The organism is Streptomyces sp. YJ-C3 (assembly GCF_053891275.1).
In genome coordinates, this window is the sequence record NZ_CM132685.1 from 7,977,318 (window position 1) to 8,002,510 (window position 25,193).

Here is a 25,193-nt window from a genome sequence, read left to right on the forward strand (position 1 = left end):
TGCACAACATCACGGAGGCTAGAAGGACTGGACCAGTGAGCGCAATGGTTTACGGGAGGTCAAAGAAGCGAACGGCCCCCCGGGCAGCACAAAGGCCCCCGGCGTGCGTCACCGCACACCAGGGGCCTCACGCGGGAGAGGGCCGGACTACTGCTTGCCGCCGTCCTTGCCCTTGTCCTTGTCGCCGCCGGCGCCCATGGACTCGTAGATCTCCTTGCACATGGGACACACCGGGTACTTCTTCGGGTCACGGCCCGGCACCCACACCTTGCCGCAGAGCGCGACCACGGGCGTGCCGTCCAGCGCGCTCGCCATGATCTTGTCCTTCTGGACATAGTGGGCGAAGCGCTCGTGATCGCCGTCGCCGTGCGACGTCTGCGGCGTCGGCTCTACGAGGGTCCCCGTACCTGTCCCGCGCTCGGGCTCAAGAGTGCTCATAACCGCCAAGGGTACTGAAGGCCGCCCGAAGGGCGAAGAGTCGCCAGTGCCCTTAGTTGAGCGAGGGATCATCCGGGTACGTCGCCACCATCGCCAGCTCGCTGCGCTGGCGGCGCAGCACCGCGCGCCACAGCCCCTCGGGCCGGGTGGCCGAGATGTCGCCCGGCTCCGACTCGACGACGTACCAGGCGCCCTCGGTCAGCTCGTTCTCCAGCTGTCCCGGGCCCCAGCCCGAGTAGCCGGCGAAGATGCGCAGCGAGCCGAGCGCCGCCGCGAGCAGCTCGGGCGGCGCCTCCAGATCGACGAGGCCGATCGCGCCGTGCACCCGGCGCCAGCCGAGCGGGCCCTCCTCGCCGGGGATGACGGCGACGCCGAGCGCCGAGTCGAGCGAGACCGGGCCGCCCTGGAAGACGACGCCCGGCTCACCGGCCAGCTCGCCCCAGCCCTCCAGGATGTCGCCGACGTCCACCGGGGTCGGCCGGTTGAGGACGACGCCGAGGGAGCCCTTGGCGTCGTGGTCCAGGAGCAGCACGACCGCGCGGTCGAAATTCGGGTCCGCGAGGGCCGGTGTGGCGACGAGCAGTCGCCCTGTGAGCGAGGACACCTCGGTCATGCCAGACATGATCCCGCACATTCGGCGCGCGAGGGGAGCCAAGCGGAAGAACGACATGAATGCAGCTCAGCGCGCATCGAAGCGGAAGGGGCGCACGTCAGCCGCCCGTCACCCCATGTGTCCGATTCGGAACGGTTCGTGTTGTAGCGAAGTCATGACGGTTCCGTCCGTCCTCGGGCTTACTCAGCAGGGGGAGGCGGCCCTTACCCTTGTCCCTTGGCCCCCTGCCCATCTCATCGGAACGCGAGATTCATGACCGTCACCGACGATGTACTGCTTGTCCACGGCGGAACCCCGCTGGAGGGCGAGATCCGTGTCCGCGGCGCGAAGAACCTGGTGCCCAAGGCCATGGTCGCCGCGCTGCTCGGCAGTGCTCCGAGCCGACTGCGCAATGTCCCCGACATCCGCGACGTGCGGGTCGTACGCGGCCTGCTGCAGCTGCACGGTGTGACGGTCCGCCCCGGCGAGGAGCCGGGCGAGCTGGTCATGGACCCCTCGCACGTGGAGTCGGCGAACGTCGCGGACATCGACGCGCACGCGGGCTCCTCCCGCATCCCGATCCTGCTCTGCGGCCCGCTGCTGCACCGCCTCGGCCACGCGTTCATCCCGGGGCTGGGCGGCTGCGACATCGGCGGCCGGCCGATCGACTTCCACTTCGAGGTGCTCCGGCAGTTCGGCGCGACGATCGAGAAGCGCGCGGACGGCCAGTACCTGGAGGCCCCGCAGCGCCTGCGCGGCACGAAGATCCGTCTCCCCTACCCCTCCGTGGGCGCCACCGAGCAGGTCCTGCTCACGGCCGTCCTCGCCGAGGGCGTCACGGAGCTCTCGAACGCGGCCGTGGAGCCGGAGATCGAGGACCTGATCTGCGTCCTGCAGAAAATGGGCGCGATCATCGCGATGGACACCGACCGCACCATCCGCATCACCGGTGTCGACAAGCTCGGCGGCTACACGCACCGCGCGCTCTCCGACCGCCTGGAGGCGGCCTCCTGGGCGTCCGCGGCGCTCGCCACCGAGGGCAACATCTACGTGCGCGGCGCCCAGCAGCGCTCGATGATGACCTTCCTCAACACGTACCGCAAGGTCGGCGGCGCCTTCGAGATCGACGACGAGGGCATCCGTTTCTGGCACCCCGGCGGCCAGTTGAAGTCCATCGCGCTGGAGACGGACGTCCACCCCGGCTTCCAGACGGACTGGCAGCAGCCGCTCGTCGTGGCGCTCACGCAGGCCACCGGCCTGTCGATCGTGCACGAGACGGTCTACGAGTCCCGCCTCGGCTTCACGTCCGCGCTGAACCAGATGGGCGCGCACATCCAGCTCTACCGCGAGTGCCTGGGCGGCTCCGACTGCCGCTTCGGCCAGCGCAACTTCCTGCACTCGGCGGTCGTCTCCGGCCCCACCAAGCTGGAGGGCGCCGACCTGGTCATCCCCGACCTGCGCGGCGGCTTCTCGTACCTGATCGCGGCCCTGGCCGCGCAGGGCACGTCCCGGGTGCACGGCATCGACCTGATCAACCGGGGTTACGAGAACTTCATGGAGAAGCTCGTTGAACTCGGCGCGAAGGTTGAGCTTCCGGGCAAGGCCCTGGGCTAGTCGCCGTTCCCGTTACGTACGTTGAGGGGGGCCGTCCGGACGACCGGGCGGCCCCCTTCGACGTACGAGAGCCGTGATGACGCAACTGCCCCGCCCCGCCGCCCTGCTGACCGACATGGACGGCACGCTCGTCGACACGGAGCGGGCCTGGCTCGACGTCGTGGGCCGGCTGCTCGGCGACACCGCCGGGCTCGACGCGTTCGCGGGGCTGACGATCCAGGACGCCGCCCGGCGGATCGTCGACGAGGGGCGCACGGCGCTGTCGTACGCGCGGACGGCGGCCTGGCTGGACGGGGAGTTCAGCGCGGCTGTGGGGGCCGGTGTGCGCGTGCAGCCCGGGGCGCTCGCGCTGTTGGACGGGGCGCGGGCGCTGGGCGTTCCTGTGGCGCTCGTGACGGCGTCTGAGCGGCATGTGGCGGAGCGGGTGCTCGAGGTGCTCGGGGCGGAGCGGTTCTCGGCGTCGGTGACGAACGGGGAGACGGTGCGCGGGAAGCCGCACCCTGACCCGTATCTGGCCGCGGCGGCCGCGCTTCGTGTGGCGCCGGAGGAGTGCCTGGCCGTCGAGGACACGCCGACCGGGGTCGCCGCCGCGGTCGCCGCGGGGTGCCGGGTGCTGGCCGTTCCGTCGGTCCCTGGGATCGTCGCCGGTCCCCGTACGACGGTCGTCGCGTCGTTGGAGGAGGTCTCGCTCGGGCGTCTGCCGGGTTGATGCCCCGTCGGCGGGTGCGCGTCGAGTGTGGCTGCTCGCGCAGTTCCCCGCGCCCCTGGGATGCGGCGCAGGCGGAAAGCCGCGAGGGGCGGTGCCCGGCGAAAATCCGGGTACCGCCCCTCACGCTTGCCGGAGGCTTACTTGCCCTTGGCGGCTTCCTTGAGCTTGGAGCCCGCGGAGACCTTGACGCTGTAACCGGCCGGGATGTTGATCGGCTCGCCGGTCTGCGGGTTACGAGCGGTGCGAGCGGCACGGTGGGTGCGCTCGAAGGTCAGGAAGCCGGGGATCGTGACCTTCTCGTCGCCCTTGGCAACGATCTCGCCGACGGTCTCGGCGAACGCGGCCAGCACGGCGTCGGCGTCCTTGCGGGTCACCTCGGCGCGGTCGGCCAGCGCGGCCACCAGCTCACTGCGGTTCATGTTTGTACTCCCGTGTTCTTCTTGCCGTTGAGGCGTGCCATACGGCTGAGCCGCATGTTGGGCAACAGCGAAGCCGATGCTGCCAGGGTCTCGGTCAGGCCCAGGACCCGGGTCCGTTTTCCGGACCCTCGCGCCCGAAGACGCATCCTGCCCCCACCAGCGGCGGTAAAGCCAATCCGGCACCCGTGGGGGTCACACGGACAGCGCCACCGCCCTGGGACCGGGCGGGTCGGGGGGCCTGCTTCCCGGCCACCCTAGAGGGCCCGGCCGGGCCCCGCATTCCGCGACGCGCCGGGCCTCAGGCGGTCGTGGTACCCGTCACAGCCACTCCGGCGGCCTTCGCGGCGTTGCGCACGGCACCGGCGACGGCACCTGCGACCTTGTCGTTGAAGACGCTCGGAATGATGTAGTTCGGGTTGAGCTCGTCCTCGCTCACCACGTCCGCCAGAGCCGTGGCGGCCGCCAGCATCATTTCCGTGTTGACCGTACGCGACTGGGCGTCGAGCAGGCCACGGAAGACGCCGGGGAAGACCAGGACGTTGTTGATCTGGTTCGGGAAGTCGGAGCGGCCGGTGGCCACGACCGCGGCCGTCTCGCGGGCGATCGCGGGGTCGACCTCCGGGTCCGGGTTCGCGAGCGCGAACACGATGGCGCCGTCGGCCATGGCCGCGACGTCCTCGCCGTTCAGGACGTTCGGGGCGGAGACGCCGATGAAGACGTCGGCGCCGACGACCGCTTCCTTGAGCGTGCCGGTCAGGCCTTCGGGGTTGGTGTTGTCGGCGATCCAGCGCAGCGGCGAGTCGCTGTCGGCGCCCACCAGGTCCTCGCGGTCGGCGTGCACGACACCGTGGATGTCGGCCACGACCGCGTTCTTGACGCCCGCCGCGAGGAGCAGCTTGAGGATGGCGGTGCCGGCCGCGCCGGCGCCCGACATGACGACGCGGATGTCGCCAATTGCCTTGCCCGCGACGCGAAGTGCGTTGGTCAGGGCGGCGAGCACGACGATGGCGGTGCCGTGCTGGTCGTCGTGGAAGACCGGGATGTCGAGGGCCTCGCGCAGCCGGGCCTCGATCTCGAAGCAGCGGGGCGCGGAGATGTCCTCGAGGTTGATGCCCGCGAAGCCGGGGGCGATCGCCTTGACGATCTCGACGATGGCGTCGGTGTCCTGGGTGTCCAGGCAGATCGGCCAGGCGTCGATGTCGGCGAAGCGCTTGAAGAGGGCCGCCTTGCCCTCCATGACCGGCATGGCGGCCATCGGGCCGATGTTGCCGAGGCCGAGCACCGCGGAGCCGTCCGTCACGACCGCAACGGTGTTGCGCTTGATGGTGAGGCGGCGGGCGTCCTCGGGGTTCTCGGCGATCGCCATGCAGACGCGGGCCACACCCGGCGTGTAGACCATGGAGAGGTCGTCACGGTTGCGGATGGGGTGCTTGGACTGCATCTCGATCTTGCCGCCGAGGTGCATGAGGAACGTACGGTCGGAGACCTTCCCGAGCGTCACACCCTCGATGCCGCGCAGCTCCTCGACGATCTCGTCCGCGTGGGACGTCGAGGTGGCCGCGATCGTGACGTCGATCCGGAGCTTCTCGTGGCCGGAAGCGGTGACGTCGAGGCCGGTCACCGAGCCGCCGGAGGACTCCACGGCGGTGGTGAGCTGCGAGACAGCCGTACCGCTCGCGGGCACCTCCAACCGGACCGTCATCGAGTAGGAGACGCTGGGCGCCGTTGCCATGGCCGACTTCCTCTGCTTTCACCGTGTAGCTGTTGCCGTCCGATGGTCGCACCTACCGCCGAGTACGTGGTAGCCGCATCGGATTTTGAACGTTACGTTCATCCTGCTTTTGGAAACTGGTTTCCACCATACGAGAAGTTACGGGGAACAGGAAGAGGTACCGGGAGAACGAGAAGAGGCTCACGTCACTGGGTGACGTGAGCCTCTCTCTACGTTCATGACACCGACCCGCCATGCTCGCCTCGCGGCAAGTGGTCCCTCTGAGGGACGAAGGTTGGGCCCGGGGGCTTGGATCGAGCCGGTGCCGTCATCAACGGTAACACCGGCTGCTGCGGACACAAGGGTCAGTCGCGCAGCAGGTCGGGCACCCCGTTCGCGTCCGGTGCGTCGCGCTCCGCGGAGACCACCGTGAGCTGCTGCGTGGCGCGGGTCAGGGCCACGTACAGGACCCGCAGACCCGCCGGGGACTCGTCGGCGATCTCGGCCGGGGAGACCACGACCGTGGCGTCGTACTCCAGGCCCTTGGCCTCCAGCGAGCCGAGCGCGACGACGCGCTCGCCGAGCCCGGCGAGCAGGCGGGCCGCCTCCGCGCGCCGGTTCATCGCCACGACGACGCCGACCGTGCCGTCGACCCGGTCGAGGAGCCGGGCCGCCTCCTCCCGTACGGCGTCGGAGAGCCGGCCCCGGGCGACGGCGAACCGCGGCTCGACGCCGGTGGAGCGGACGGCGGACGGGGACGCGGAGCCCGGCATCGCGAGCGCCAGGACCTTGGCGGCCAGCTCCGCGATCTCGGACGGGTTGCGGTAGTTGACGGTGAGCGTGAAGCGGCGGCGCGGTCGCGAGCCGAGCGCCTCGTCGCGGGCCTCGGCCGCCTCGTCCGGGTCCGACCAGGAGGACTGGGCCGGGTCGCCGACGACCGTCCAGGTGGCGTGCCGGCCGCGGCGGCCGACCATGCGCCACTGCATCGGCGTGAGGTCCTGCGCCTCGTCGACGATGACGTGCGCGTACTCGGTGCGTTCCTGCGCGAGGCGCTCGGCGCGCTCGCGCTGGGTCTCCTCGCGCTGCGGCATCAGCTCTTCCAAGCCGGTGAGCTGGTCGAGCGGGTCGTACTCGCGCTTCTTCTTCGGGCGGGCCGGGGCGCCGAGGACGGCGTTCAGCTCGTCGAGGAGGGCGACGTCGTGGACCGAGAGGGCGTCCCGCTTCAGGGACCGGGCGAGCTTGCGGACCTCGCCCGGGTTCAGGATGCGGCGGGCCCAGCGGCCCAGGCGGCGCTCGTCGGCCATCGCGGACAGCACGGCGCGCGGCGTCAGCTCCGGCCACCAGGCGTCCAGGAAGCGCAGGAAGTCGTCCTCGCCGGTGATGTCCTCGTCGAAGGAGGAGCGCAGCTCGGCCGCCAGCTCGGGGTCCGTGTGCCGGCTGCCCGCGCCGGACTGCTCCCACAGGGCGTCCAGCAGGAGCTTGCGGGCGCGCGGGCGCAGATGGTTGACCGGGGCCGTGCCGCCGAGGGCGGCGTGCCGGATGCGGTCGAGCCGGTCGGCGTCGAGTTCGAGACGGCGGCCGAAGGCGACGACGCGCAGCCGGGCGGGCGTGCCGGTGGCGGCCGGGGCCTCTTCCTCCTCCTCGCCGAAGGCGAGCTGCTCGGCGGGGGCCGAGGCGGAGGCCGCGGCGGGGCGGCCCGACTCCAGCGCGCCGCGCGCCGCCTTGCGCAGCACCTTCAGCATCCGCGACGACCCCTTGACGCGGGCGACGGCCGGGCTGTCGTACTCGGTGGCCTCGGCCCCGTCGACCAGGGAGCCGACCGCGCGGATCGCGACCTGGCCCTCCTCGCCGAGCGAGGGCAGCACGCCCTCCGTGTACGCGACCAGGAGCGGGGTCGGCGAGACGATGAGGATGCCGCCCGCGTACCGGCGCCGGTCCTGGTAGAGGAGGTAGGCGGCGCGGTGCAGGGCGACCGCCGTCTTGCCGGTGCCCGGGCCGCCCTCGACGTACGTCACGGAGGCGGCGGGGGCCCGGATGACCAGGTCCTGCTCCGCCTGGATGGAGGCAACGATGTCGCGCATCGAGTGGCTGCGGGCCTGGCCGAGCGCGGCCATCAGGGCGCCGTCGCCGATGGCCGGGAGCCGCTCGCCGTCCAGGTACGCGGTCAGCTCGGGGCGCATCAGGTCGTCCTCGACGCCGAGCACCCGGCGGCCCTTGGAACGGATGACGCGGCGGCGCACGACGCGGCCCGGGTCGACCGGCGTGGACCGGTAGAAGGGGGCGGCGGCCGGGGCCCGCCAGTCGATGACGAGCGGCGAGTAGTCCGCGTCCAGGACACCGATGCGGCCGATGTGCAGGGTCTCGGCGATGTCGGCCGTGCGGTCGGCGCGGACCGCGCCCTCGGCGGGCTCGACCGCCGTGTACGCGCCGTCCGGGCCCTTCTTGCCGTCCTTGCCGAGCAGCAGGTCGATACGGCCGAAGAGGAAGTCCTCGAACTCGTTGTTGAGGCGGCTGAGGTGGATGCCCGCGCGGAAGACCTGGGCGTCCCGCTCGGCGAGCGCGCCGGGCGTGCCGACCTGCCCGCGCTTGGCGGCGTCGTCCATCAGGAACTCCGCCTCGTGGATCTTCTCTTCCAGTCGGCGGTAGACGGCGTCGAGATGATTCTGTTCGACGCCGATCTCGCGGTCACGAACGGAGTCCGTATCCGAGTCCACCGCTGAATCCTGCTGAGCCTGAGCGGCCACCGGGCCCCCTTCTGACGTGCTGGGCAGCCGTCAAAGGTACGCGAAAGGGGGCCGCGGAAGCTACGTGCGCGGCGACCCGCTCAAGAAAGGCTCATGCGTTCACCTCGACGAGCCGTTTCCCGTCGAGCGTCTCGACCTCGAAGTGGTCGATCTGGTTCCGGTCGAAGGCCGCGCCCCCGTGCACGTACAGCGGGTATTTGGCGCTCTCGTGCGTGCTGTCCTTGATGCCGTAACCCCACTTCGGGACGGCCCACGTGGTGACCGTCTCGCGCTCGCCGTTCTTGCCGACCGCGACGAGTGAGCATTTCAGCGGGCCCTTGACGTTCTTCAGTTCCAGGACCGTGTGGGTGCCCCAGGCCTTCTTCTCCATGCCGATGGTCGCGGTGACGTCCGTCGTCGTGTCGGTGGCCTCCACCTTCTCGTCCATGTGGTGGAAGAAGGCGTCCTCGGCGGGGCTCGTGGGGTGCGGCTCCGCGACGGTCCCGGTGCCGCCGCCGTCGTCGGTGACCGCCATGACCGTGAGGGGCCCGCCGATGATCAGGGCCGCGGCGGCCGCCACCAGGTAGAGGCCGCGCCGACGTTTCTGCACGCGCCTGCGGGCGACCTCGTCGACCAGGGACTCCGCGAGCCGGCGGCTCGGCGCGGCCGCGAGAGACTCCCCGATGTGCCGCACGGTGGGCCGGTCGCGCCCGGCGGGCAGATCGGCGAGGGCGGCGAGCATCGGCTCCATCCCCGCGAAGTCCTCCAGCTGCGCCGCGCACTGCTCGCACCGCGCCAGATGGGCCTCGAACGCGCTCGCCTCGGCGTCGTCGAGGATCCCGAGCGCATAGGCGCCGACCGTCTCGTGCACGTCGCCCGCCGGCTCGTGGCCGTAGGGCCCGTACGATCCGTGCGGCGTCGTCATGCCGTCACCCCCCGCTCCTCCAGCGCCAGCTTCATGGAGCGCAGCGCGTAGAAGACGCGGGAGCGCACCGTTCCGCTGGGGATGCCGAGCGTCTCGGCCGCCTCATTGACCGTACGCCCTTTGAAGTACGTCTCGACGAGCACTTCCCGGTGCGCGGGGGTCAGGTCCTCCAGGGCATCGGAGAGGGTCATCAGCCAGAGCGCCTTGTCGATCTCGTCCTCCGCGGGGATGACCTCCAGCGGCGACGCGTCGACCTCCTGTGGCCGGGCCTGCCGGCTGCGGTGGCCGTCGATGACGATGCGTCGGGCGACCGTCACCAGCCAGGGGCGTACCGAGCCGGTCGCACGGTTGAGCTGACCGGCGTTCTTCCAGGCACGGATGAGCGTCTCCTGCACGACATCCTCCGCGCGCTGCCGGTCCCCCGCCACCAGGCGGAGCACGTAGGCGAGAAGCGGTCGCGCGTGCTCGGCGTAGAGCGCGCGCATGAGCTCCTCGTCCGGCTCCGGGGGCCGGGACGCGCGATGTCGGGCCCGGGGAGGGCGTTCATCGGCCACGGCGGAATCCTTGCGCACGCCTACCTCCGGTGTCCCCAGTTCGACGATCCGGCCGTCTCTTTTCGGCTGGGCTCACGGGAGGGATACGTAGTCGAACGCACCGCTGTTCAAAGGGAGTTCGAAATCGGCGCTCACGCCCTGGCGAGCGCCGCTCTGCGACGGTGCCTGGCCACCCGCTCGCGGTTGCCGCACACCTCGCTGGAGCACCAGCGGCGCCTGCGTCCGCGGGACGTGTCGAGATAGATGATCGGGCAGTTGTCGCCCTCGCACTGCCGCAGACAGCCGCGCGCGGCGGGGTCGGTGAGCAGGTCGACGACGTCCCGGGCGACGGCCGCGAGCAGCGCCGGGCAGCCGGGCTGGTCGTGCAGGGCGCGGACGAGCGTGCCGTCGGCGGTGCGCACGGCGCGCGGTGCGGGCGGGGCGGCGCGGGCCAGCAGATTGACCCGCTCGAGGGCGCCGGGCGCCGGCCGCCCGGCGAGCTCGCCGCGCACCAACTGGGCTATGTGGCCTCGTAGTTCGAGGAAGGCCGCGAGCCAGGCGGGGGCGCAGGCGGGCAGTGCGGCGGAGTCGGGGACGAGGCCGGCGCCGACGCACCAGGCGCGCAACCGGTCGGGGGAGACGAGGCGTTCATCGGGGTGTGCGGTGGCGACCAGGTCCAGGCAGAGGCGTCCGGAGTCGAACCGCAGCTCGTGGGGGAAGGGCCCTGTGGGTACTGCTGCCATGTCCTCTACAGTGCCCGCCCCGGCGCCCCTGAGGAACCCCCGGTAACGCGGGGCTACTTGGGGACGTGCGGGGGCGGGTCGTCGTGCAGCAGCCGCTGGAACAGGATGTGGTCGCGCCACTCGCCCGCGATGTAGAGGAGCTTGGGGGCCAGCCCGTACCGCTCGAAGCCGCTCTTGGCGAGGACCCGCTGCGAGGCGGTGTTGTCGGTGAGGGTGCCCGCCTCGATGCGGTGCAGGCCGAGTTCGTCGCGGGCGGTGCGGCAGACCTCCTCGACGGCCGCCGTGACCAGGCCGCGGCCGGTGTACTCGGCGTCCACCCAGTAGCCGAGGCGCGCGGCGCACAGCGGGCCGAGCACGATCTCGGCGAGCGCGATGCGGCCCACCACCCGGTCGCCGTCGAACAGCAGCCAGGTCACGCCGTCCCGTTCGCTGAGCCGGGGCAACTGCCCCTGCGCGGTGTAGAAGGCGTCGTCGCGGTACGGCTCGGTGGGCCGCAGGTGGTCCCGGTTGCGTATGCACGCCTCGGCGAGGGCCTCGGCGTCGTCCGGGACGGCGCGGCGCAGTGCGATGTCGTCGGTGATCATCATGTCCGTACGGTACGCGCGGGCGTGGACGCTCGCTTATGGAGCTGCGCGGATCGGCGATGTCGGGGCGGCGGGGCCGCGACTTCACTGGATCCCATGACAACCGCCGAGCGTTTCACCGGATGCGTGCTGGGTGCGGCCACGGTCGCCATGGGCCTGATCGCCGGGGCCTTCTACGTCTTCTCGTGCGCCGTGATGCCCGCGCTGGCCCGCAGCGACGACCGTACGTACATCGAGGTGATGCGGAACATCAACGACGTCATCCAGAACCCCGTGTTCTTCCTGAGCTTCTTCGGGGCGCTGCTGCTGACCGCCCTCGCGGCCTGGCGGGTGCGGCGCCGGCCGGGCCCGCGGGGCTGGGCGGTGGCGGCGCTGGCCGTCTACGCGGCGGCGTTCGTGCTCACCTCTGCGGTGAACGTCCCCCTGAACGACGCGCTGGCCGCGGCCGGCGCCCCCGCCCGGATCGCCGACCCGGCCCGCGTACGGGACGCCTTCGAGGGCCCGTGGGTGGCGTGGAACGTGGTGCGGGCGGTGCTGTGCACGGTGGCCATGGGGTGTCTGGTGCGGGGGTCGGTGCGGTGGGGACGGGCGGGGGCGTGAGAGGGCGGGTGCGGAGGCGGGAGTCGTGGCCGGGGCGGGGTACGGGCCGGTGCGGGCCCTCGCCGGGGTTCGGCCCCGGGCCGCTCCCCCGCCCCGCTCAGGCGTCCGCGTACTTCGCGTCGGCCGCCGTCGGGTCCAGCGCCAGCCGGTACCCCCGCTTCACCACCGTCTGGATCAGCTTCGGCGCCCCGAGGGCCGACCTGAGCCGGGCCATCGCCGTCTCCACCGCGTGCTCGTCGCGGCCCGCGCCGGGCAGCGCGCGCAGCAGGTCCGCGCGGGCCACCACCCAGCCGGGCCGCCGCGACAGCGACCGCAGCAGCGCCATACCGGCCGGCGGCACCGGCCGCAGCGCCCCGTCGACCAGGACCGCGTGCCCGCGGATCTCCACCCGGTGGCCGGCGATCGGCAACGTCCGGGCGCGGGAGGGCAGTTCGTGGCACAGCAGCTGGACCAGCGGGCCGAGCCGGAAGCGCTCCGGCTGCACCGTGTCCACGCCGCGCGCCTGCAGCGGCAGCGCCGTCACCGGGCCCACGCACGCCGGGAGCACGTCGTGGTGCAGGGCGGCCAGCAGCTCGGGCAGCAGGCCGCGCTCCTCCGCACGGGTCAGCAGTGACGCCGCCGCCGGGGCCGAGGTGAACGTCAGCGCGTCCACGCCCCGCGCCACCGTCGCGTCGAGGAGGCGGTCCACCGGCCCTATGTCCTCGGGCGGCATCCACCGGTACACCGGCACGCCGACCACCTCGGCCCCGGCCTCGCGCAGCGCCTCCACGAATCCGGGCAGCGGCTCCCCGTGCAGCTGGACGGCGATCCGCCGCCCCTGGACCCCCTCGGCGAGCAGCCGCTCCAGCACCTCCGCCATCGACTCCGACGACGGCGACCACTCCTCCGTCAGCCCGGCGGCGCGGATCGCGCCCTTGACCTTCGGGCCGCGCGCGAGGAGCTCCACCCCTCTGAGCCGGGCGAGCAGATCCTCCCCCAGGCCCCAGCCGTCGGCGGCCTCGACCCAGCCGCGGAAGCCGATGGCGGTCGTCGCCACCACCACGTCCGGGCCGTGGTCGAGCAACTCCTTCGTCGCGGCCAGGAGTTCGCTGTCGTCGGCGAGCGGCACGATCCGCAGCGCGGGGGCGTGCAGCACCGTGGCGCCGCGGCGCTGGAGCAGCGCGCCGAGTTCGTCGGCCCGGCGTGCCGCGGTCACCCCCACGGTGAAGCCCGCCAGCGGGCCGTGCGGCTGCGCGGACCCGGAGGCCTGCTGTTGCTCGTACATGCTGGTTCTCGTCCCGCTCGACGGTCGTCCCGTGCACTGCTGCGCTGTCGCGTCCCCACGCACGCAGTCGTCCGAGCCTGTCAACACACCGTGACAGGCCCGGATCAACGTGATTGCGTGCGTGTTACGTGCGCGTTCCTCACACCTCGGCGTAGCTGAGCTGCGGCTTTGCTTCGGCGCTGGGTACGGTCGCCGAACGCGCGGCCGAGCGGCGAAGGTATACGGCCCACGTCACGGCGAAGCACACCGCGTAGAAGACGAGGAAGGACACGAAGGCCCCGGTGCCGGTGCCGGCCGTCTGGAAGGACTGGCGGAACGCGAGGTTGATGCCGAGCCCGCCGAGCGCTCCGACCGCGCCGATCAGCCCCATGGAGGCGCCCGAGAGGCGGCGTCCGTACGCGGCGGCCTCCTCGCCGGTGAGGCCCATGCCGAGCGCCTTGGCCTGGAAGATGCCCGGGATCATCTTGTACGTGGACCCGTTGCCGAGCCCGGTCAGCACGAACAGCGCGATGAACGCGACCGTGAAGAGGGTCAGCGACTTCTCCACCGACGCCAGGGTCACCACGGCGGTCGCCGCGGCCATCGCCACGAAGTTCCACAGCGTGATGCGCGCCCCGCCGAACCGGTCCGCGAGCCGGCCGCCGACCGGCCTGATGAGCGAGCCGAGCAGCGGGCCGATGAAGGTGATCGACGCCGCCTGCAGGGGCGTCCGGCCGAACTGCGTCTGCAGGACCAGGCCGAACGCGAACGAGTAGCCGATGAACGAGCCGAACGTGCCGATGTAGAGGAACGCCATGATCCAGGTGTGGGCGTCCTTGACGGCCTCCTTGGCGGCGCCGGTGTCGTTCTTCACCGTCGCCAGGTTGTCCATGAACAGGGCCGCGCAGACCGCCGAGACGACGATCAGCGGGATGTAGATGCCGAGCAGGACACGCGGGCCGCCGTTCGCGCCGATGACGGCGAGCGCGATGAGCTGGATGACGGGGACGCCGATGTTGCCGCCGCCCGCGTTCAGGCCGAGCGCCCAGCCCTTCTTCCGCATCGGGAAGAAGGAGTTGATGTTCGTCATGGAGGAGGCGAAGTTGCCGCCGCCGACGCCGGTGAGCGCCGCGCACAGCATGAACGTGCTGTACGAGGTCCCCGGCTCCATCACCACGAACGCGACGACCGTCGGCAGCAGCAGCGTGGTCGCCGCGATGACCGTCCAGTTGCGGCCGCCGAACAGCGCGACGGCGAAGGTGTAGGGCACGCGCGCGAAGGCGCCGACGAGCGTGGCCATGGACACGAGGAAGAACTTCCCCGCCGGGTCGATGCCGTACTCGGGCCCCATGAACAGGACCATGACCGACCACAGGGTCCAGATGGAGAACCCGATGTGTTCGGAAAGGATGGAGAAGACGAGGTTGCGCCGGGCCACCTCGGCGCCCGTCTCTGCCCAGAACGCCTCGTCCTCGGGGTCCCACCGCTCGACCCACTCACGGGTCCGGCTCCGGCCTGCCATCTCACGCCTCCAGGGTCGCGGTTCGTGCCTGATGCGACCGAAGGTAGGGAGGCCGGATTTCCGGACTGTGCCGTGGAGTGACCGTGGGGGAACGTTGCTCTCACCTGGCCGCCGGGCGAGTGGTGAGGCTCAGGGCGGAGGTTGACCGGGCAGCCGGATCAGGTCGAGCCGGGACCGGACCACGGCAGCTGCACCGAACCGCCCTTGTCCCACTTCAGCGTGACCACGTCGGAGGCCTGGGTGAGATTCGCGGCGAAGACCTCGTCGCCGGTGTCCTGGCCCACGCACGACACCGCGATCCGGAAGCCGTTCCCGCTCTGGGGCTGGCCGATGCCGCTGCAGATGCCCTTACCGCCCGCGTCGATGTAGGAGACGCTGTACTTGCCCTTGGCGTTGCCCGAGGCGATCTTGGCGCCGACGGTGAGGGTCTGCGCCTTCTCGTTCTGCCACTGCCCCTGGTACCCGGTGTCGCCCGCCGGGCGCTCGCTGGGCTCGTCGTCGGCGTACGGGTCGTCGGTCGGCTCGTCGCTGTACGGGGCGTCGGACTCGGGCCCCTCGGGGCTCGGTTGGTCCGTCTCGCTCGGGGCCTGGCCCGCGCTTCCCGTCGCGACGACGCTGCTCCGCGCGGCGACCGGCTTGTCGTCGCCGCCGTCGTCCCCGCTGGTGGCCAGCAGGATGCCGCCACCGGCGAGCGCGGCGACGACCACGACCGCGACGGCGATCAGCACGGCCCGCTGCTTGCCGCCGCCCTGGTTCGGCGGCGGGGGCGGGAACGGGCCCTGGGGCGGCGGGAACTGACCGTACGGCGACTGCTGCGGCGAGGGCTGCTGACCGTAACCGGGCTGCGCGGGCTGTCCGTAGCCGGGCTGCGGCGCGGTGGGCGCGCCCGCGTACGGGTTGTCGGTGCCGTACGGTCCCGGGGGCTGCGGCGGGGCGCCGTAGGGACCCTGCCCTCCGTAGGGCCCGGCCGGGGGCTGTCCGGGCGGCGGCTGCTGGGGCGGCGGGCCCCCGTAGCCGTACCCCTGACCGTCCTGCGGCGGCTGCGTCATGGCTGTCCCCGTCCCCCGTGGTTCCCCGTACGAACCATGCGGCCCACGCCGCACAGTTCGCACAAGTCAACCCGGAGGGGGCCTGCGGGCACAACCCCGCCCGGCGGCCCCGGAACCCGGGATCAGTGCCGCTTCCGCTTCTTCCGCGCGCCGTCCGGCCACAGCCGGGGCGAGCGCTTGGCGGCCAGGTCCTCGATCCAGCCCACGCTCACGATCGCGAGTGCGATCAGTGGCCACACGAGAACGAACATCCAGATCATGTACGTCGTGTCGAGCGCGCCGCTCCAGCGCGCGTCCTCCATGAACGGCAGGTCGTACGCGAGGTCGATGAGCGGCACCGTGGCCATGATCAGCATGTTGTGCCAGAGATAGATCGTCACGGCACGGTTGTTGGACAGCGTGATGAGCTTGTCCCACTTGGCGAGCGCGCCGGGCAGCTGCTGCCAGGACGGCGAGTACTGGAGCAGGATGACGACGAACCCGAAGGACCAGGTGGCCTGGGCCATCGGGATGTCGTTCAGGTCCCAGCCGTCGGGCCCCAGATGGCCCGAGGCCCACCACAGGCCGAACGCCATGACGAGCGCGGCGCACGACACCGCGAGATACCGCGGGACCTTGGCGAGCAGGCCCTCGTGGTGCGCGAAGCCGAGCACCCAGCAGCTGCCGTAGACGGCGAAGTCCGTCACCGCGTTGCCCGTCTCGCCCGGGATGGTGACGAGGCCGGTGCCGACGATCGCGGTGAGGCCGAGCGGGGCGAGCAGCGTCGCCCACGGCACCTTGCGGAACGCCCACAGCAGCAGCGGCGAGGCGATCACGAACCACAGGTACGCCCGCAGGTACCAGAGCGGACCCGCGGCCTGGGCCGGCCAGGTGTCCTCCAGCAGGCCCGCCTTCTCGCCGAGGTGCCACGGGAAGCTGGGCGCGCCGATCGGCACGAGGTAGTTGAAGAGGCTGACCCAGCCCCAGGTCCCGCCGTTGTCCGGGTCCTTGCCCGGGTTCCAGCCGCCCAGGAACAGCAGGGCGAGCACGGCCGCGCTGAACGCCCACATCGGCGGCAGCAGACGCCGGACGCGCCCGCGGATCACGCCGAGCGCGGGGCGGCTGAGGGAACGCGCCATCAGCGACCCGGCGAGCGCGAACATCACGCCCATGGACGGGAACACCACGCTCAGCCACGCCCACCCGAAGAGGTGGTAGATGACGACGCGGACGAGCGCGATGGAGCGCAGGAGGTCGAGGTACCGGTCCCGGCCGGGCTTCTTGGGCGCGGCCGGAGCCGGGGCCTGGGTCTGAGGCTGGGCCTGGGTCTGTTTCTGGGCCGGAGCCCGGTCGGTGGCCACGGCCGACCGGCGCGGCGGGTGCGGCAGCGGTCGCGTGGCGTACGCCTGCGGGGGTGCCTCGGCGACGCGGGGGGCGACGGGCTCGGGCTGCGGCCAGGACGACGTGCGGGGCCCGCCCGCCGCCGCCGAGGGCCACTCCGTCAGCGCCGCGGCGGGCTCCGCCGTCTCCGCCTCGCGCCGCCACTCCGACTCGCGGCGGGATGCCCCGGGGACCGACTGCCCGGTCCCTTCGGACCAACCGCTCTGCCCGGCCTGCCCGGTGACCCCGGAGCCGTCCTCGTACGGAGGGTGCGTCATCCCACCGGCCTCCTGTCGTCACCGGGCACCGAGGCGGACCGCTGCCGCGGTAGAGCGCCGGCCGGGGCGGAGCCCACGGCGCCCGTGCGGCGCAGCTTCTGCCAGCGCAGCCGGCCGCCGGTGAGCGCGGTGATCCAGGACTGGAGCAGCACGACGTACATCAACTGCCGGTAGAGGAGCTGCTGGAGCGGGAGGGATATGAGGTGCGTCATGCGTTCCTTGTCGAGCCGGAAGGCGTACGCCGCGCAGACCGCCTGGACGGCGAGCACACCGAGCCAGGCCACGACCGTCTTCTCGGTGGGACCGAACACCACCCCGTACAGCAGGAAGACGTCGATCAGGGGGGCGAGGAGCGGGGCCAGGACCATGAACAGGGAGACCAGGGGCAGGCCGACGCGGCCGAAACGGCCGGACGGGCCGCGCTCGATCAGTGCGCGGCGGTGCTTCCAGATGGCCTGCATGGTCCCGTACGACCAGCGGTAGCGCTGCGACCAGAGCTGCTGCACGGACTCGGGGGCCTCGGTCCAGGCGCGGGCCTTCTCCGCGTAGACCACGCGCCAGCCGTCGCGGTGCAGCGCCATGGTGACGTCGGTGTCCTCGGCGAGCGTGTCGTCGCTCATGCCGCCGATGGGTTCGAGCGCCGACCGGCGGAAGGCTCCCACGGCGCCGGGGATCGTCGGCATGCAGCGCAGGATGTCGTACATGCGGCGGTCGAGGTTGAAGCCCATCACGTACTCGATGTGCTGCCAGGCCCCGATGAGGGAGTCCCGGTTGCCCACCTTCGCGTTGCCCGCGACGGCGCCCACGCGCGGGTCGCCGAACGGCTGGACCAGTTCGCGCACGGTAGCCGGCTCGAAGACGGTGTCGCCGTCCATCATCACGACGAGGTCGAACCGGGCGTTCGCCAGGCCCCTGTTGAGCGCGGCCGGCTTGCCCGCGTTGTGCTGGCGCACCACCCGGACGTTGGGCAGCCGCAGGTTCTCCACGATGCGGGCGGTGCCGTCGGTGGAGCCGTCGTCGATGACGATGACCTCGACGGGGTGCTCGCTCGCCATCAGCGAACGGACGGTGTTCTCGATGCACTTGGCTTCGTTGTACGCCGGTACGAGCACCGAGACCGGTTCGGTGACCGGCGGGCCCCAGGCGAAGCCGCGGCGGCGGACCCGCCGGGCGTGCGCCGCGGACAGGATCAGCATGAGGCCGAAGCGGCCCATGACGAGGACGCCGATGACGGCGAGCCCGGCGACCAGGACGTCCGTGATGTGCTCCGAGGCCTGGACCGCGTAGATCCACGCCCGGCCCTTCCACAGCTCGACGCCGGTCACGGGCGTGTGCGCGCTCGGCATGCCGAGGGCCTCGGTGAGGTTCTGGAACCTGTAGCCCTCGCCCTGGAGGTCCGGCAGGAAGCGGTCGAGGGCGGCGACGGTCTGCGCGCGGTTGCCGCCGGAGTCGTGCATCAGGACGATGGCGCCCTTGCCGCCGTGCGGCGTGGCACGGCGGATGATCTCGTCGACGCCGGGGCGCTTCCAGTCCTCGCTGTCCGTGTTGTTGACGACGGTGATGTAGCCGCGCGAGCCGATGTACTGGGTCACCGGCCACGACTTGTCGTCCATGGCGTCGGCGAACGAGGAGTAGGGCGGCCGGAACAGGGAGGTGCGCACGCCCGCCGCGCCCTCCAGCGCCAGCTGGTTCTGCGACAGCTCCCAGTCGATGCGCTTCTTCGACTGGTAGGAGAGGTCGGGGTGGTTGAAGGTGTGCAGGCCGACCTCGTGGCCCTCGTCCACCATGCGGTGCACCAGGTCCGGGTAGCGCGAGGCCATGGTGCCGGTGACGAAGAAGACGGCGTGCGCGTGGTGCTTCTTGAGGACGTCGAGGACCTTCGGGGTCCACTCCGGGTCGGGCCCGTCGTCGAAGGTGAGGACCAGCTTGTGCGGGTCGATGGAGCGGCTGCTCTCCTGGCCGCCCCGGGTGTCGATGACGGGTCCGCCGTCGAGGATCTTCTCGGGGACGCGGTCGGTGGCGGCCTCGGGCTGGATGCGGTGGTCGGCCATGATCTCGCTGTGCACATAGCCGCGCAGCATGAGCATCGCGATCATCGCCACGAGGAGCAGCGAGGGCAGCAGGTAGCGCAGCGGAAGGCGGCGCTTTCGGGCACGGGCCCGCCGGGGACGTGAGCGGTCGGACATTTAGAGGACGCTGCTTTCCAGGGACGCGACGAACGGTGCCGTCGGCTCGGCGCCGAGGCTCTGCGCGATGAGCGCGCTCAGGGCGCCGACGGCGACGGTGCCGGCTTCGGCGCCGCCGCCCACGGGTTCGGTGGCCGGGTCGGACGGCTCGACGGGCGGGGTGGACGGGTCGGCCGGCGGCGTCGACGGGTCGGCCGGCGGCGTGGTGTTCTTCCCCGGCTCGGAGGGCTTGGCGGGCGGCGTCGTCCTGTCGTCGGCGGGCTTGCCGGGCGACTCGGTGCCGGCGCCGGGCCGGTCGTCGTCCGGGCTGGTGCCCGTGGACGGCGCTTCGCTGCCGCCCGGGGTGGCTTCGGCCCCGGACGCGGTGCCGGAGGCACTCGGGTCCGGGGTGCCGCCGGGCGACGCGGACGGTGCCGCGGATTCGGCGGGCAGCACCGGCTTGGTGTCGACCTGGCCCGCGGGCCCCTTGTCGTCGGGCATGGGCAGCCAGGGCGCGCTCGAATTGCCCGACAGCAGCGTGACCACGATGACGACGGCGTACACCGCGCAGGCGATGCCCATCATGACGCCGACGCGTCTGAACGTACGGCTGCGCCGCCCCGAGTCGTCGACGAAGACGGGGACCTCTTTGCCGTCACCCGGCGGCGCCGTCGGCGCTCCCGGCTGCCCGTCCATGCCGAGCCGTGCACCCAACTGGCGGCCCGCGCCGTCGAGTTGGACCGTCACCTCGTTCGGATCATGGGTATGCCCGGGCAGGGCATCCTCTCGCCAGCTCTCCACCGTACGCACATCCCCCCAAGGACATGATCAACGGGTGCGCACGCGACTCACCGGGCACTTGTCGGTTCGGACCGGGCCCCCACCCGATCCGAGCGCCCCCCTTATCACATGGCACCCGGACCACGAATGTAGCGCACACATGTGACAGCCGTGTCCCGGTGTCATCTCCGGCTCATCATGATGAGTGCATCCATGGCCGGTATCCACCCGTTCTCCGGGCGGCGAAGCCAGCCGTTCTCCTCGGCGAGCGCGGCCGCCGCGGCCCTCAGCGCATCGATTCCGGGGTGCTGTCGCCCCTTTCGCCACACCAGCGACACGGGCGACAGCGGTACGGGATCGACGAGCGGCCGGAGCACCGCGCCCGGCATTGCCGGAAAGTCGACCCCGGTGAGGACCGGATTCCGGTACTTGGCCATGATCCGCCGGAACTCCTCCTCGCCGACGGCGAGCGGCGCGGGCGGCGCGATCCCGATACCGCGCCCGGCGAACAGCTGCCGGGCCAGATCGGTCCATTCGGGCGTGCGCGGATTGCCGGCTCCCGCGTAGACCGTCTCCCCCGCGAGCCGGTCCAGCGGCACGGTGTCGAGGGCGGCCAGCGGATGGTCCTCGGGGAGCACGACCGCCATCGGCTCGTACCGCATGGGCTGTTGGGCGAGGCGCTCGCGCACGGCCGGGTCGAGCCCCGCGAAGCGGCCGAAGGAGACGTCGATCCGTCCCGCGAGGAGTTCGGCGGCGGCGCCGGTCAGGCCGCTCTCGTAGCGGGCCATCAGTTCGCAGCCGGGGGCGAGTTCGCGGGCCCGCGCGAGGACGCGTTCGTTGACGAGGCCGGGGCTGTTGACGTCGACGAGCAGCGGCCGGACCTCGGGCGCGGGCCGGGTGAACGCGGTGAGCAGCTCGTCCTGCGCCTCGATCGCACGCCGCGCGTACGGCAGCAGCCGGGCGCCCTCGGCGGTGAGCGTGACCTGCCGCGTGGTCCGGCCGAACAGTTCGGCGCCCAGCTCCCGCTCCAGGCGCCGGATGTCGCGGCTGAGGGCCTGCTGCGCGACGTAGAGGCGGGCGGCGGCACGGGTGAAGTGCAGCTCGTCGGCGACGGCGAGGAAGGCCCGCAGCAGGCGCGGCTCGACGTTGCGCGGGGAGATCGACATCGGGCGAACTTACAACGCAGGCGCGTGAATCGGTACCGAGTAGGTGTTGGACCTCGCAGGTGACCTGCGGCAACGCTCTTGGCATGGCCGACACCACGACTGCCGCCCCGCCCCGCAGGAACACCTACACCCGGCTCTTCACGATCCCCGGCGCCCGCGCCTTCACCCTCGGCAACCTCATAGCCCGCTTCCCGCAAGGGATGTTCAGCATCAGCGCGGTCATCATGATCTCAGGAGCGCGGGGTTCGTACGCGCTCGCAGGCGCCGTCACCGCGACGGGCCTGGTGGCCAACGCGGTCGTCGGCCCGTGGACGGCCCGGCTGGTCGACCGCCACGGGCAGGCGCGCGTCGCCGTCCCGGCCACGGTGATCTCCGCGTGCGGCTCCCTCGCCCTGCTGCTGTGCGTGCACTTCGGGGCGCCGGACTGGACGCTGTTCGCCGCGTACCTGGCGTCGGCGGCGACCCCCAACACGGGCGGCATGTCCCGGGCCCGCTGGGCGCATCTGCTCAAGGGCGACGCGGACGCGCTGCACACCGCGAACTCCTTCGAGCAGGCGGCGGACGAGCTCTGCTACATGCTCGGCCCGGTGGTGGCCGCCTTCTTGTGCGGGTCCCTCTTCCCCGAGGCGGGCACGCTGGTCAGCGCCGTGCTCATGGTGACGGGCGTCCTGATCTTCGCCGCACAGCGCGCCACGGAACCGCCGCCCCACGCGCGTACAGAGGCGACGAGGTCTCCGCTCCGCGCGCGTGGCATGCCGCCCCTGCTGATCGCGTTCCTCGCCACCGGCGCGATCTTCGGTTCGCTGGAGGTCGTCACGGTGGCCTTCGCGGACGCGCGGGGCCACAAGGTGTGGGCGGGCGGCATCCTGGCGCTGCAGGCGGCGGGGTCGTGCGCGGCGGGACTGGCCTACGGAGCGCTGAAGCCGGCGGGCCCGGCCGACCGGCGCCACCCGCTGTGCGTCGCGGCGATGGCGGTCCTCATGACGCTGCCGCTGCTGGCGGCCGCTCTCACCGGCTCGCTCCTCGCCCTCGGCGGGGCGCTCCTGATCGCCGGGATGGCGACGGCGCCGACGATGGTGACGGGCATGACCCTGGTCCAGCAGCGCACCCCGGAAGGACAGTTGAACGAGGGCATGACGCTCGCGGTGACCGGTCTGCTCGGCGGCATCGCCTGCGGCTCGGCGACGGGCGGCGCCGCGGTGGAGCACTGGGGCCCCACCGCGGCGTACACGGTGCCCGTCACGGCGGCGGCGACGGCACTGCTGCTGTCCCTCTACGGCTCCGTACGACGGGCCGGGTAGCTCTGTGCGCTCAGCACGTGGCGGGCTTGCGCCACGAGCACTCCAGGTCGCCGTCCCGCTCGGCGGCGGGCAGGGAGCGGGTGGACTTCGGCAGGACGGCCGCGGCCTCCTCGGCGGTGGACTTGGCGAGGGTCACGACGATCGCGTCCTCCAGGGGTTTCACGGAGTCGACGAGGTAGTTGTTCTGGACGACGCTGTAGACCAGCTCGCGCCCGTCGGCGTCCTTCACGTAGCCGGACAGCGCGCTGGCTCCCGTCAACGACCCGGTCTTTCCGACGGCGTTGAGGGCGGCCGGGGTGCCGCACATCCGCGACCGCAGCGTCCCGCCGACGAACCGGTCCGGATCGCAGGCCACCGGCAGCGCCGTGCGCCAGTCCGCGTACCAGGGCTCCTGCCGTACGGACAGCAGCAGGTCGGCGAGCTGCCGGGCGGCGAAGTTGTCCTTGCGCGAGAGGCCCGAGCCGTCGACCTGCCGGATCTTCCCGGCGTCCACCCCGGCGCCCTTCAGGTAGGAGGCGATGGCGGCGGTCCCGTCGCCCCAACTCCCCGGCCGTCCGGTCGCCTTGTACCCCATGGCCTTGGTGAGCGCCTCGGCGTGCATGTTGTTGGACAGCTTCATGAAGGGGACGAGCAGGTCCTTCAGGGGCATGGACTCGTGTGCGGCCAGCGTCCTCGCGCCCGCCGGGGTGGCCCGGCCCAGCTCGGTCGAGCCGCTCACCCGCACCCCGTGGGCGGCGAGCGCGTCGCGGAAGACGGCCGCCGCGTACCCGGTCGGCTCCCACACGGTGACCCACTCCTTGGTGGTGTCCCCGCCCACCGGCACGGTCCCGCTGACGCTGATCGTGTTGGTGCCGTGCCGCCGCTGGACGACGACGCCGTCCTCGCCGCCGGCGGCCCCGGTGCGCGCCCGCACGTCGAGGTGCACGTAGTCCGTCTTCGGCGTGACGTGGACGACGGGCCTGTCCCCCGCCTTCTTGCCCGGCGCGACCTCGACGATGACGGTGCCGGTGTCGTAGTCGGTGTCGGGGGCGACGCTCAGGGCGGAGATCTGGGCGGCGTAGTACGAGGACTCGTCGTCGGCGCCCCAGGTGTCGCCCTGCCGCTGGTCGTCGAACCGGGTGTCGTCGGCGACGAGCCGCCCGCCGACCTTCTTCACACCGGCGGCGGCGACCTCGGCGGCGAGCTTGTCGTAGTCGGCGGCGAGCGTGGTGGGATCACCGGTCCCGCGCAGATACAGGTCCCCGTCGAGGACCCCGCCGCGCACCCGCCCGCCGGCCAGCACGTCGGTGCTGAAGCGGTGGTCGGGGCCGAGGAGTCCCATGGCCGCGGCCGACGTGGCGAGTTTGGTGTTGGAGGCGGGCATGAGCCGCCCGGTCGGGTTGTGCTGGTACAGGGTCTCGCCGGTCGTGGCGTCGGCGACCACGACACTCGCGGCGCCGCCCTCCATGCGCGGGTCGCCGAGGATGGTGTCGATGGCCTCGGGCAGCCCGCCGGGCGTGGAGTCGGCGCCGGCGGGCGCGCCCCAGGAGAGCGTGGCGGCGGCCACGCCCAGGACGGCGGGCCAGACCCATTTCCTGAACCGCGTGCGGGAGTTGACGCGTGGGATCGCGAATCCGTCAGGTCTGCTCATGGAAGAGGAGCATTCCGGATCCCGGCGGCCGGGGACAGACCTTCCCCGGCCGCCGGTGCCCGTGTCTCAGCCGAGCCCCCACGAGTGGCCCATGGCGTAGGCGGCGCACAGGTTCACGTCGAGGACGTACGCCCCGGCGGTCCCGCACTGCGCGGCCCCGCTCCCGGGATCGACGGGCTGCCCGTGTCCCATCCCCGTGATGCTGTACGTCTCGACGGCCGCGGCGCCGGACGCGTCCCGGAAGACCTGGTGCGGATAGCCGCCGACGGTGTCGCTCACATCGGCGGTCTGGTCGGCGCCCCGCACATTGCTCCACTGCTTCATCAGGTCGGTCATGTTGACGGGCTTCACGGTGTAGTCGGCGCTGCCCTGGAACACGGTCAGCCGCGGCCACGGCCCCGCGTACCCGGGCCGCGCGGCCCGCACCCGGTCGCCCCACTGCGCCGCGGTCTGGGTGGCCCCCACGTACATGCACACGTACGGCGACCCGGCGGCCTGCGCGCACCCGTAGGGCAGCCCGGCGACGACACCGCCGGCGACGAACTTCTCCGGGTACGCGGCCATCATCACGGACGTCATGCCGCCACCGGCGCTGAGCCCGGTGACGTACACCCGGGAGGCGTCCGCGCCCGCGTCGGCGACCTGCTTGTCGACCATCTGCGCAATCGAAGCGGCCTCGCCCTGGCCGCGCTCGATGTCGCCGCTCTGGAACCAGTTGAAGCAGGAGTTGAGGTTGTTGCCGGAGGTCTGCTGCGGCAGCACGACCGAGAAACCCCACCGGTCGGCGAGCTCGGTCCAGCCGCTGCCGGTGCCGTACCCGGCGGCGTTCTGCGTACAGCCGTGCAGGGCGACGACGACGGGCCGCCCGCTCGGCAGGCCGTCGGGAACGTAGCGGAACATCTTCAGCGCCCCCGGGTTGGTCCCGAACCCGGTGACTTCCTGGATGCTCGCGGCGGCAGAGGCATGGGGGACGGCGGGCAGGAAGAAGGCCAGCAGGGCCACGAGGACGGTGGCGGCTCTGGTTCTGCTGTGGGAGGAGGTCATGGGCAGGGACCGTAGAACCGTCCCGCGACCCCAGACATGTAGTGGGCCCACACAACGACAAAGGC

General features: G+C 72.1%; 22 protein-coding genes. 4 read left to right on the plus strand and 18 right to left on the minus strand.

The genetic code is table 11. The features are described from left to right. Nucleotides 1–147: 147 nt before the first annotated feature. Together ACVHNB_RS36025 and ACVHNB_RS36030 are read right to left on the minus strand one after the other, a co-directional pair. Entirely contained in the window at nt 148–438 is a 291-nt protein-coding gene (locus tag ACVHNB_RS36025) for a DUF3039 domain-containing protein (RefSeq protein ID WP_428954369.1), read from the minus strand. Nucleotides 439–490: 52 nt separating this feature from the next. Further along, nucleotides 491–1,051 carry a YqgE/AlgH family protein gene (locus ACVHNB_RS36030; protein ID WP_428954368.1) on the minus strand — a complete coding sequence of 187 codons (561 nt, stop codon included), beginning with the start codon at nt 1,049–1,051 and terminating at the stop codon, nt 491–493. Nucleotides 1,052–1,303: 252 nt separating this feature from the next. Between ACVHNB_RS36030 and murA the strand changes: the two genes are divergently transcribed. Together murA and ACVHNB_RS36040 are read left to right on the plus strand one after the other, a co-directional pair. Further along, nucleotides 1,304–2,644, plus strand: coding sequence for a UDP-N-acetylglucosamine 1-carboxyvinyltransferase (gene murA / locus ACVHNB_RS36035; protein ID WP_255976127.1), 1,341 nt, complete (start codon nt 1,304–1,306; stop codon nt 2,642–2,644). A gap of 76 nt (nt 2,645–2,720) precedes the next feature. After that, nucleotides 2,721–3,353, plus strand: coding sequence for an HAD family hydrolase (locus ACVHNB_RS36040; RefSeq protein WP_428954367.1), 633 nt, complete (start codon nt 2,721–2,723; stop codon nt 3,351–3,353). A gap of 137 nt (nt 3,354–3,490) precedes the next feature. Here ACVHNB_RS36040 and ACVHNB_RS36045 read toward each other — a convergent pair whose 3' ends face one another. The 7 genes from ACVHNB_RS36045 to ACVHNB_RS36075 all read right to left on the minus strand — a co-directional run bounded on the left by ACVHNB_RS36045 (nt 3,491) and on the right by ACVHNB_RS36075 (nt 10,994). Continuing rightward, nucleotides 3,491–3,772, minus strand: coding sequence for an HU family DNA-binding protein (locus ACVHNB_RS36045; protein WP_016645140.1), 282 nt, complete (start codon nt 3,770–3,772; stop codon nt 3,491–3,493). 298 nt (nt 3,773–4,070) lie between these two features. Next, entirely contained in the window at nt 4,071–5,504 is a 1,434-nt protein-coding gene (locus ACVHNB_RS36050) for an NAD-dependent malic enzyme (RefSeq protein WP_428954366.1), read from the minus strand. Between the two features lie 344 nt (nt 5,505–5,848). Beyond that, a complete protein-coding gene (locus tag ACVHNB_RS36055; protein WP_456226785.1) occupies nt 5,849–8,227 on the minus strand; it encodes a HelD family protein in 2,379 nt (792 codons plus the stop codon). Nucleotides 8,228–8,318: 91 nt separating this feature from the next. Then, nucleotides 8,319–9,131 (minus strand): anti-sigma factor family protein, encoded by an 813-nt coding sequence (locus tag ACVHNB_RS36060; protein WP_428954364.1) that lies wholly within the window; start codon nt 9,129–9,131, stop codon nt 8,319–8,321. Beyond that, entirely contained in the window at nt 9,128–9,703 is a 576-nt protein-coding gene (locus tag ACVHNB_RS36065) for a sigma-70 family RNA polymerase sigma factor (protein ID WP_365573088.1), read from the minus strand. The genes ACVHNB_RS36060 and ACVHNB_RS36065 overlap by 4 nt, the downstream gene beginning before the upstream one ends. A 113-nt stretch (nt 9,704–9,816) precedes the next feature. Continuing rightward, the gene (locus tag ACVHNB_RS36070; RefSeq protein ID WP_428954363.1) at nt 9,817–10,407 is read right to left on the minus strand and encodes a CGNR zinc finger domain-containing protein; all 591 of its coding nucleotides are present in this window, start codon (nt 10,405–10,407) and stop codon (nt 9,817–9,819) included. A gap of 53 nt (nt 10,408–10,460) precedes the next feature. Next, a complete protein-coding gene (locus ACVHNB_RS36075) occupies nt 10,461–10,994 on the minus strand; it encodes a GNAT family N-acetyltransferase (RefSeq protein WP_428954362.1) in 534 nt (177 codons plus the stop codon). Between the two features lie 93 nt (nt 10,995–11,087). Between ACVHNB_RS36075 and ACVHNB_RS36080 the strand changes: the two genes are divergently transcribed. Beyond that, nucleotides 11,088–11,591, plus strand: a complete 504-nt coding sequence (locus tag ACVHNB_RS36080; RefSeq protein WP_428954361.1) for an anthrone oxygenase family protein — start codon at nt 11,088–11,090, stop codon at nt 11,589–11,591. A gap of 97 nt (nt 11,592–11,688) precedes the next feature. Here ACVHNB_RS36080 and ACVHNB_RS36085 read toward each other — a convergent pair whose 3' ends face one another. The 7 genes from ACVHNB_RS36085 to ACVHNB_RS36115 form a co-directional block, all read right to left on the minus strand. After that, nucleotides 11,689–12,855: a uroporphyrinogen-III synthase gene (locus ACVHNB_RS36085; protein ID WP_428954360.1), complete on the minus strand. Its 1,167-nt coding sequence runs from the start codon at nt 12,853–12,855 to the stop codon at nt 11,689–11,691. Nucleotides 12,856–12,994: 139 nt separating this feature from the next. Continuing rightward, entirely contained in the window at nt 12,995–14,356 is a 1,362-nt protein-coding gene (locus ACVHNB_RS36090) for a nitrate/nitrite transporter (RefSeq protein WP_428954359.1), read from the minus strand. A 158-nt stretch (nt 14,357–14,514) separates the two neighbouring features. After that, complete coding sequence (locus ACVHNB_RS36095) at nt 14,515–15,405, minus strand: hypothetical protein (protein ID WP_456226786.1); 891 nt, start codon at nt 15,403–15,405, stop codon at nt 14,515–14,517. A 122-nt stretch (nt 15,406–15,527) separates the two neighbouring features. Continuing rightward, nucleotides 15,528–17,042: an acyltransferase family protein gene (locus ACVHNB_RS36100; RefSeq protein WP_456226787.1), complete on the minus strand. Its 1,515-nt coding sequence runs from the start codon at nt 17,040–17,042 to the stop codon at nt 15,528–15,530. Next, nucleotides 17,039–19,228 (minus strand): glycosyltransferase, encoded by a 2,190-nt coding sequence (locus ACVHNB_RS36105; RefSeq protein ID WP_428954356.1) that lies wholly within the window; start codon nt 19,226–19,228, stop codon nt 17,039–17,041. Before ACVHNB_RS36105 ends, ACVHNB_RS36100 begins: the two co-directional genes overlap by 4 nt. Further along, nucleotides 19,229–19,954, minus strand: a complete 726-nt coding sequence (locus tag ACVHNB_RS36110; protein WP_456226788.1) for a hypothetical protein — start codon at nt 19,952–19,954, stop codon at nt 19,229–19,231. 215 nt (nt 19,955–20,169) lie between these two features. Then, entirely contained in the window at nt 20,170–21,153 is a 984-nt protein-coding gene (locus ACVHNB_RS36115) for a LysR family transcriptional regulator (RefSeq protein WP_456226789.1), read from the minus strand. An 83-nt stretch (nt 21,154–21,236) separates the two neighbouring features. On the opposite strand from ACVHNB_RS36115, the gene ACVHNB_RS36120 reads away from it, so the two are divergent. Then, complete coding sequence (locus tag ACVHNB_RS36120; protein ID WP_456226790.1) at nt 21,237–22,454, plus strand: MFS transporter; 1,218 nt, start codon at nt 21,237–21,239, stop codon at nt 22,452–22,454. Nucleotides 22,455–22,464: 10 nt separating this feature from the next. Here ACVHNB_RS36120 and dacB read toward each other — a convergent pair whose 3' ends face one another. Then, nucleotides 22,465–24,084: a D-alanyl-D-alanine carboxypeptidase/D-alanyl-D-alanine endopeptidase gene (gene dacB, locus ACVHNB_RS36125; protein WP_428954351.1), complete on the minus strand. Its 1,620-nt coding sequence runs from the start codon at nt 24,082–24,084 to the stop codon at nt 22,465–22,467. A gap of 66 nt (nt 24,085–24,150) precedes the next feature. Next, complete coding sequence (locus ACVHNB_RS36130; protein ID WP_456226791.1) at nt 24,151–25,128, minus strand: extracellular catalytic domain type 1 short-chain-length polyhydroxyalkanoate depolymerase; 978 nt, start codon at nt 25,126–25,128, stop codon at nt 24,151–24,153. Between the last annotated feature and the right edge of the window lie 65 nt (nt 25,129–25,193).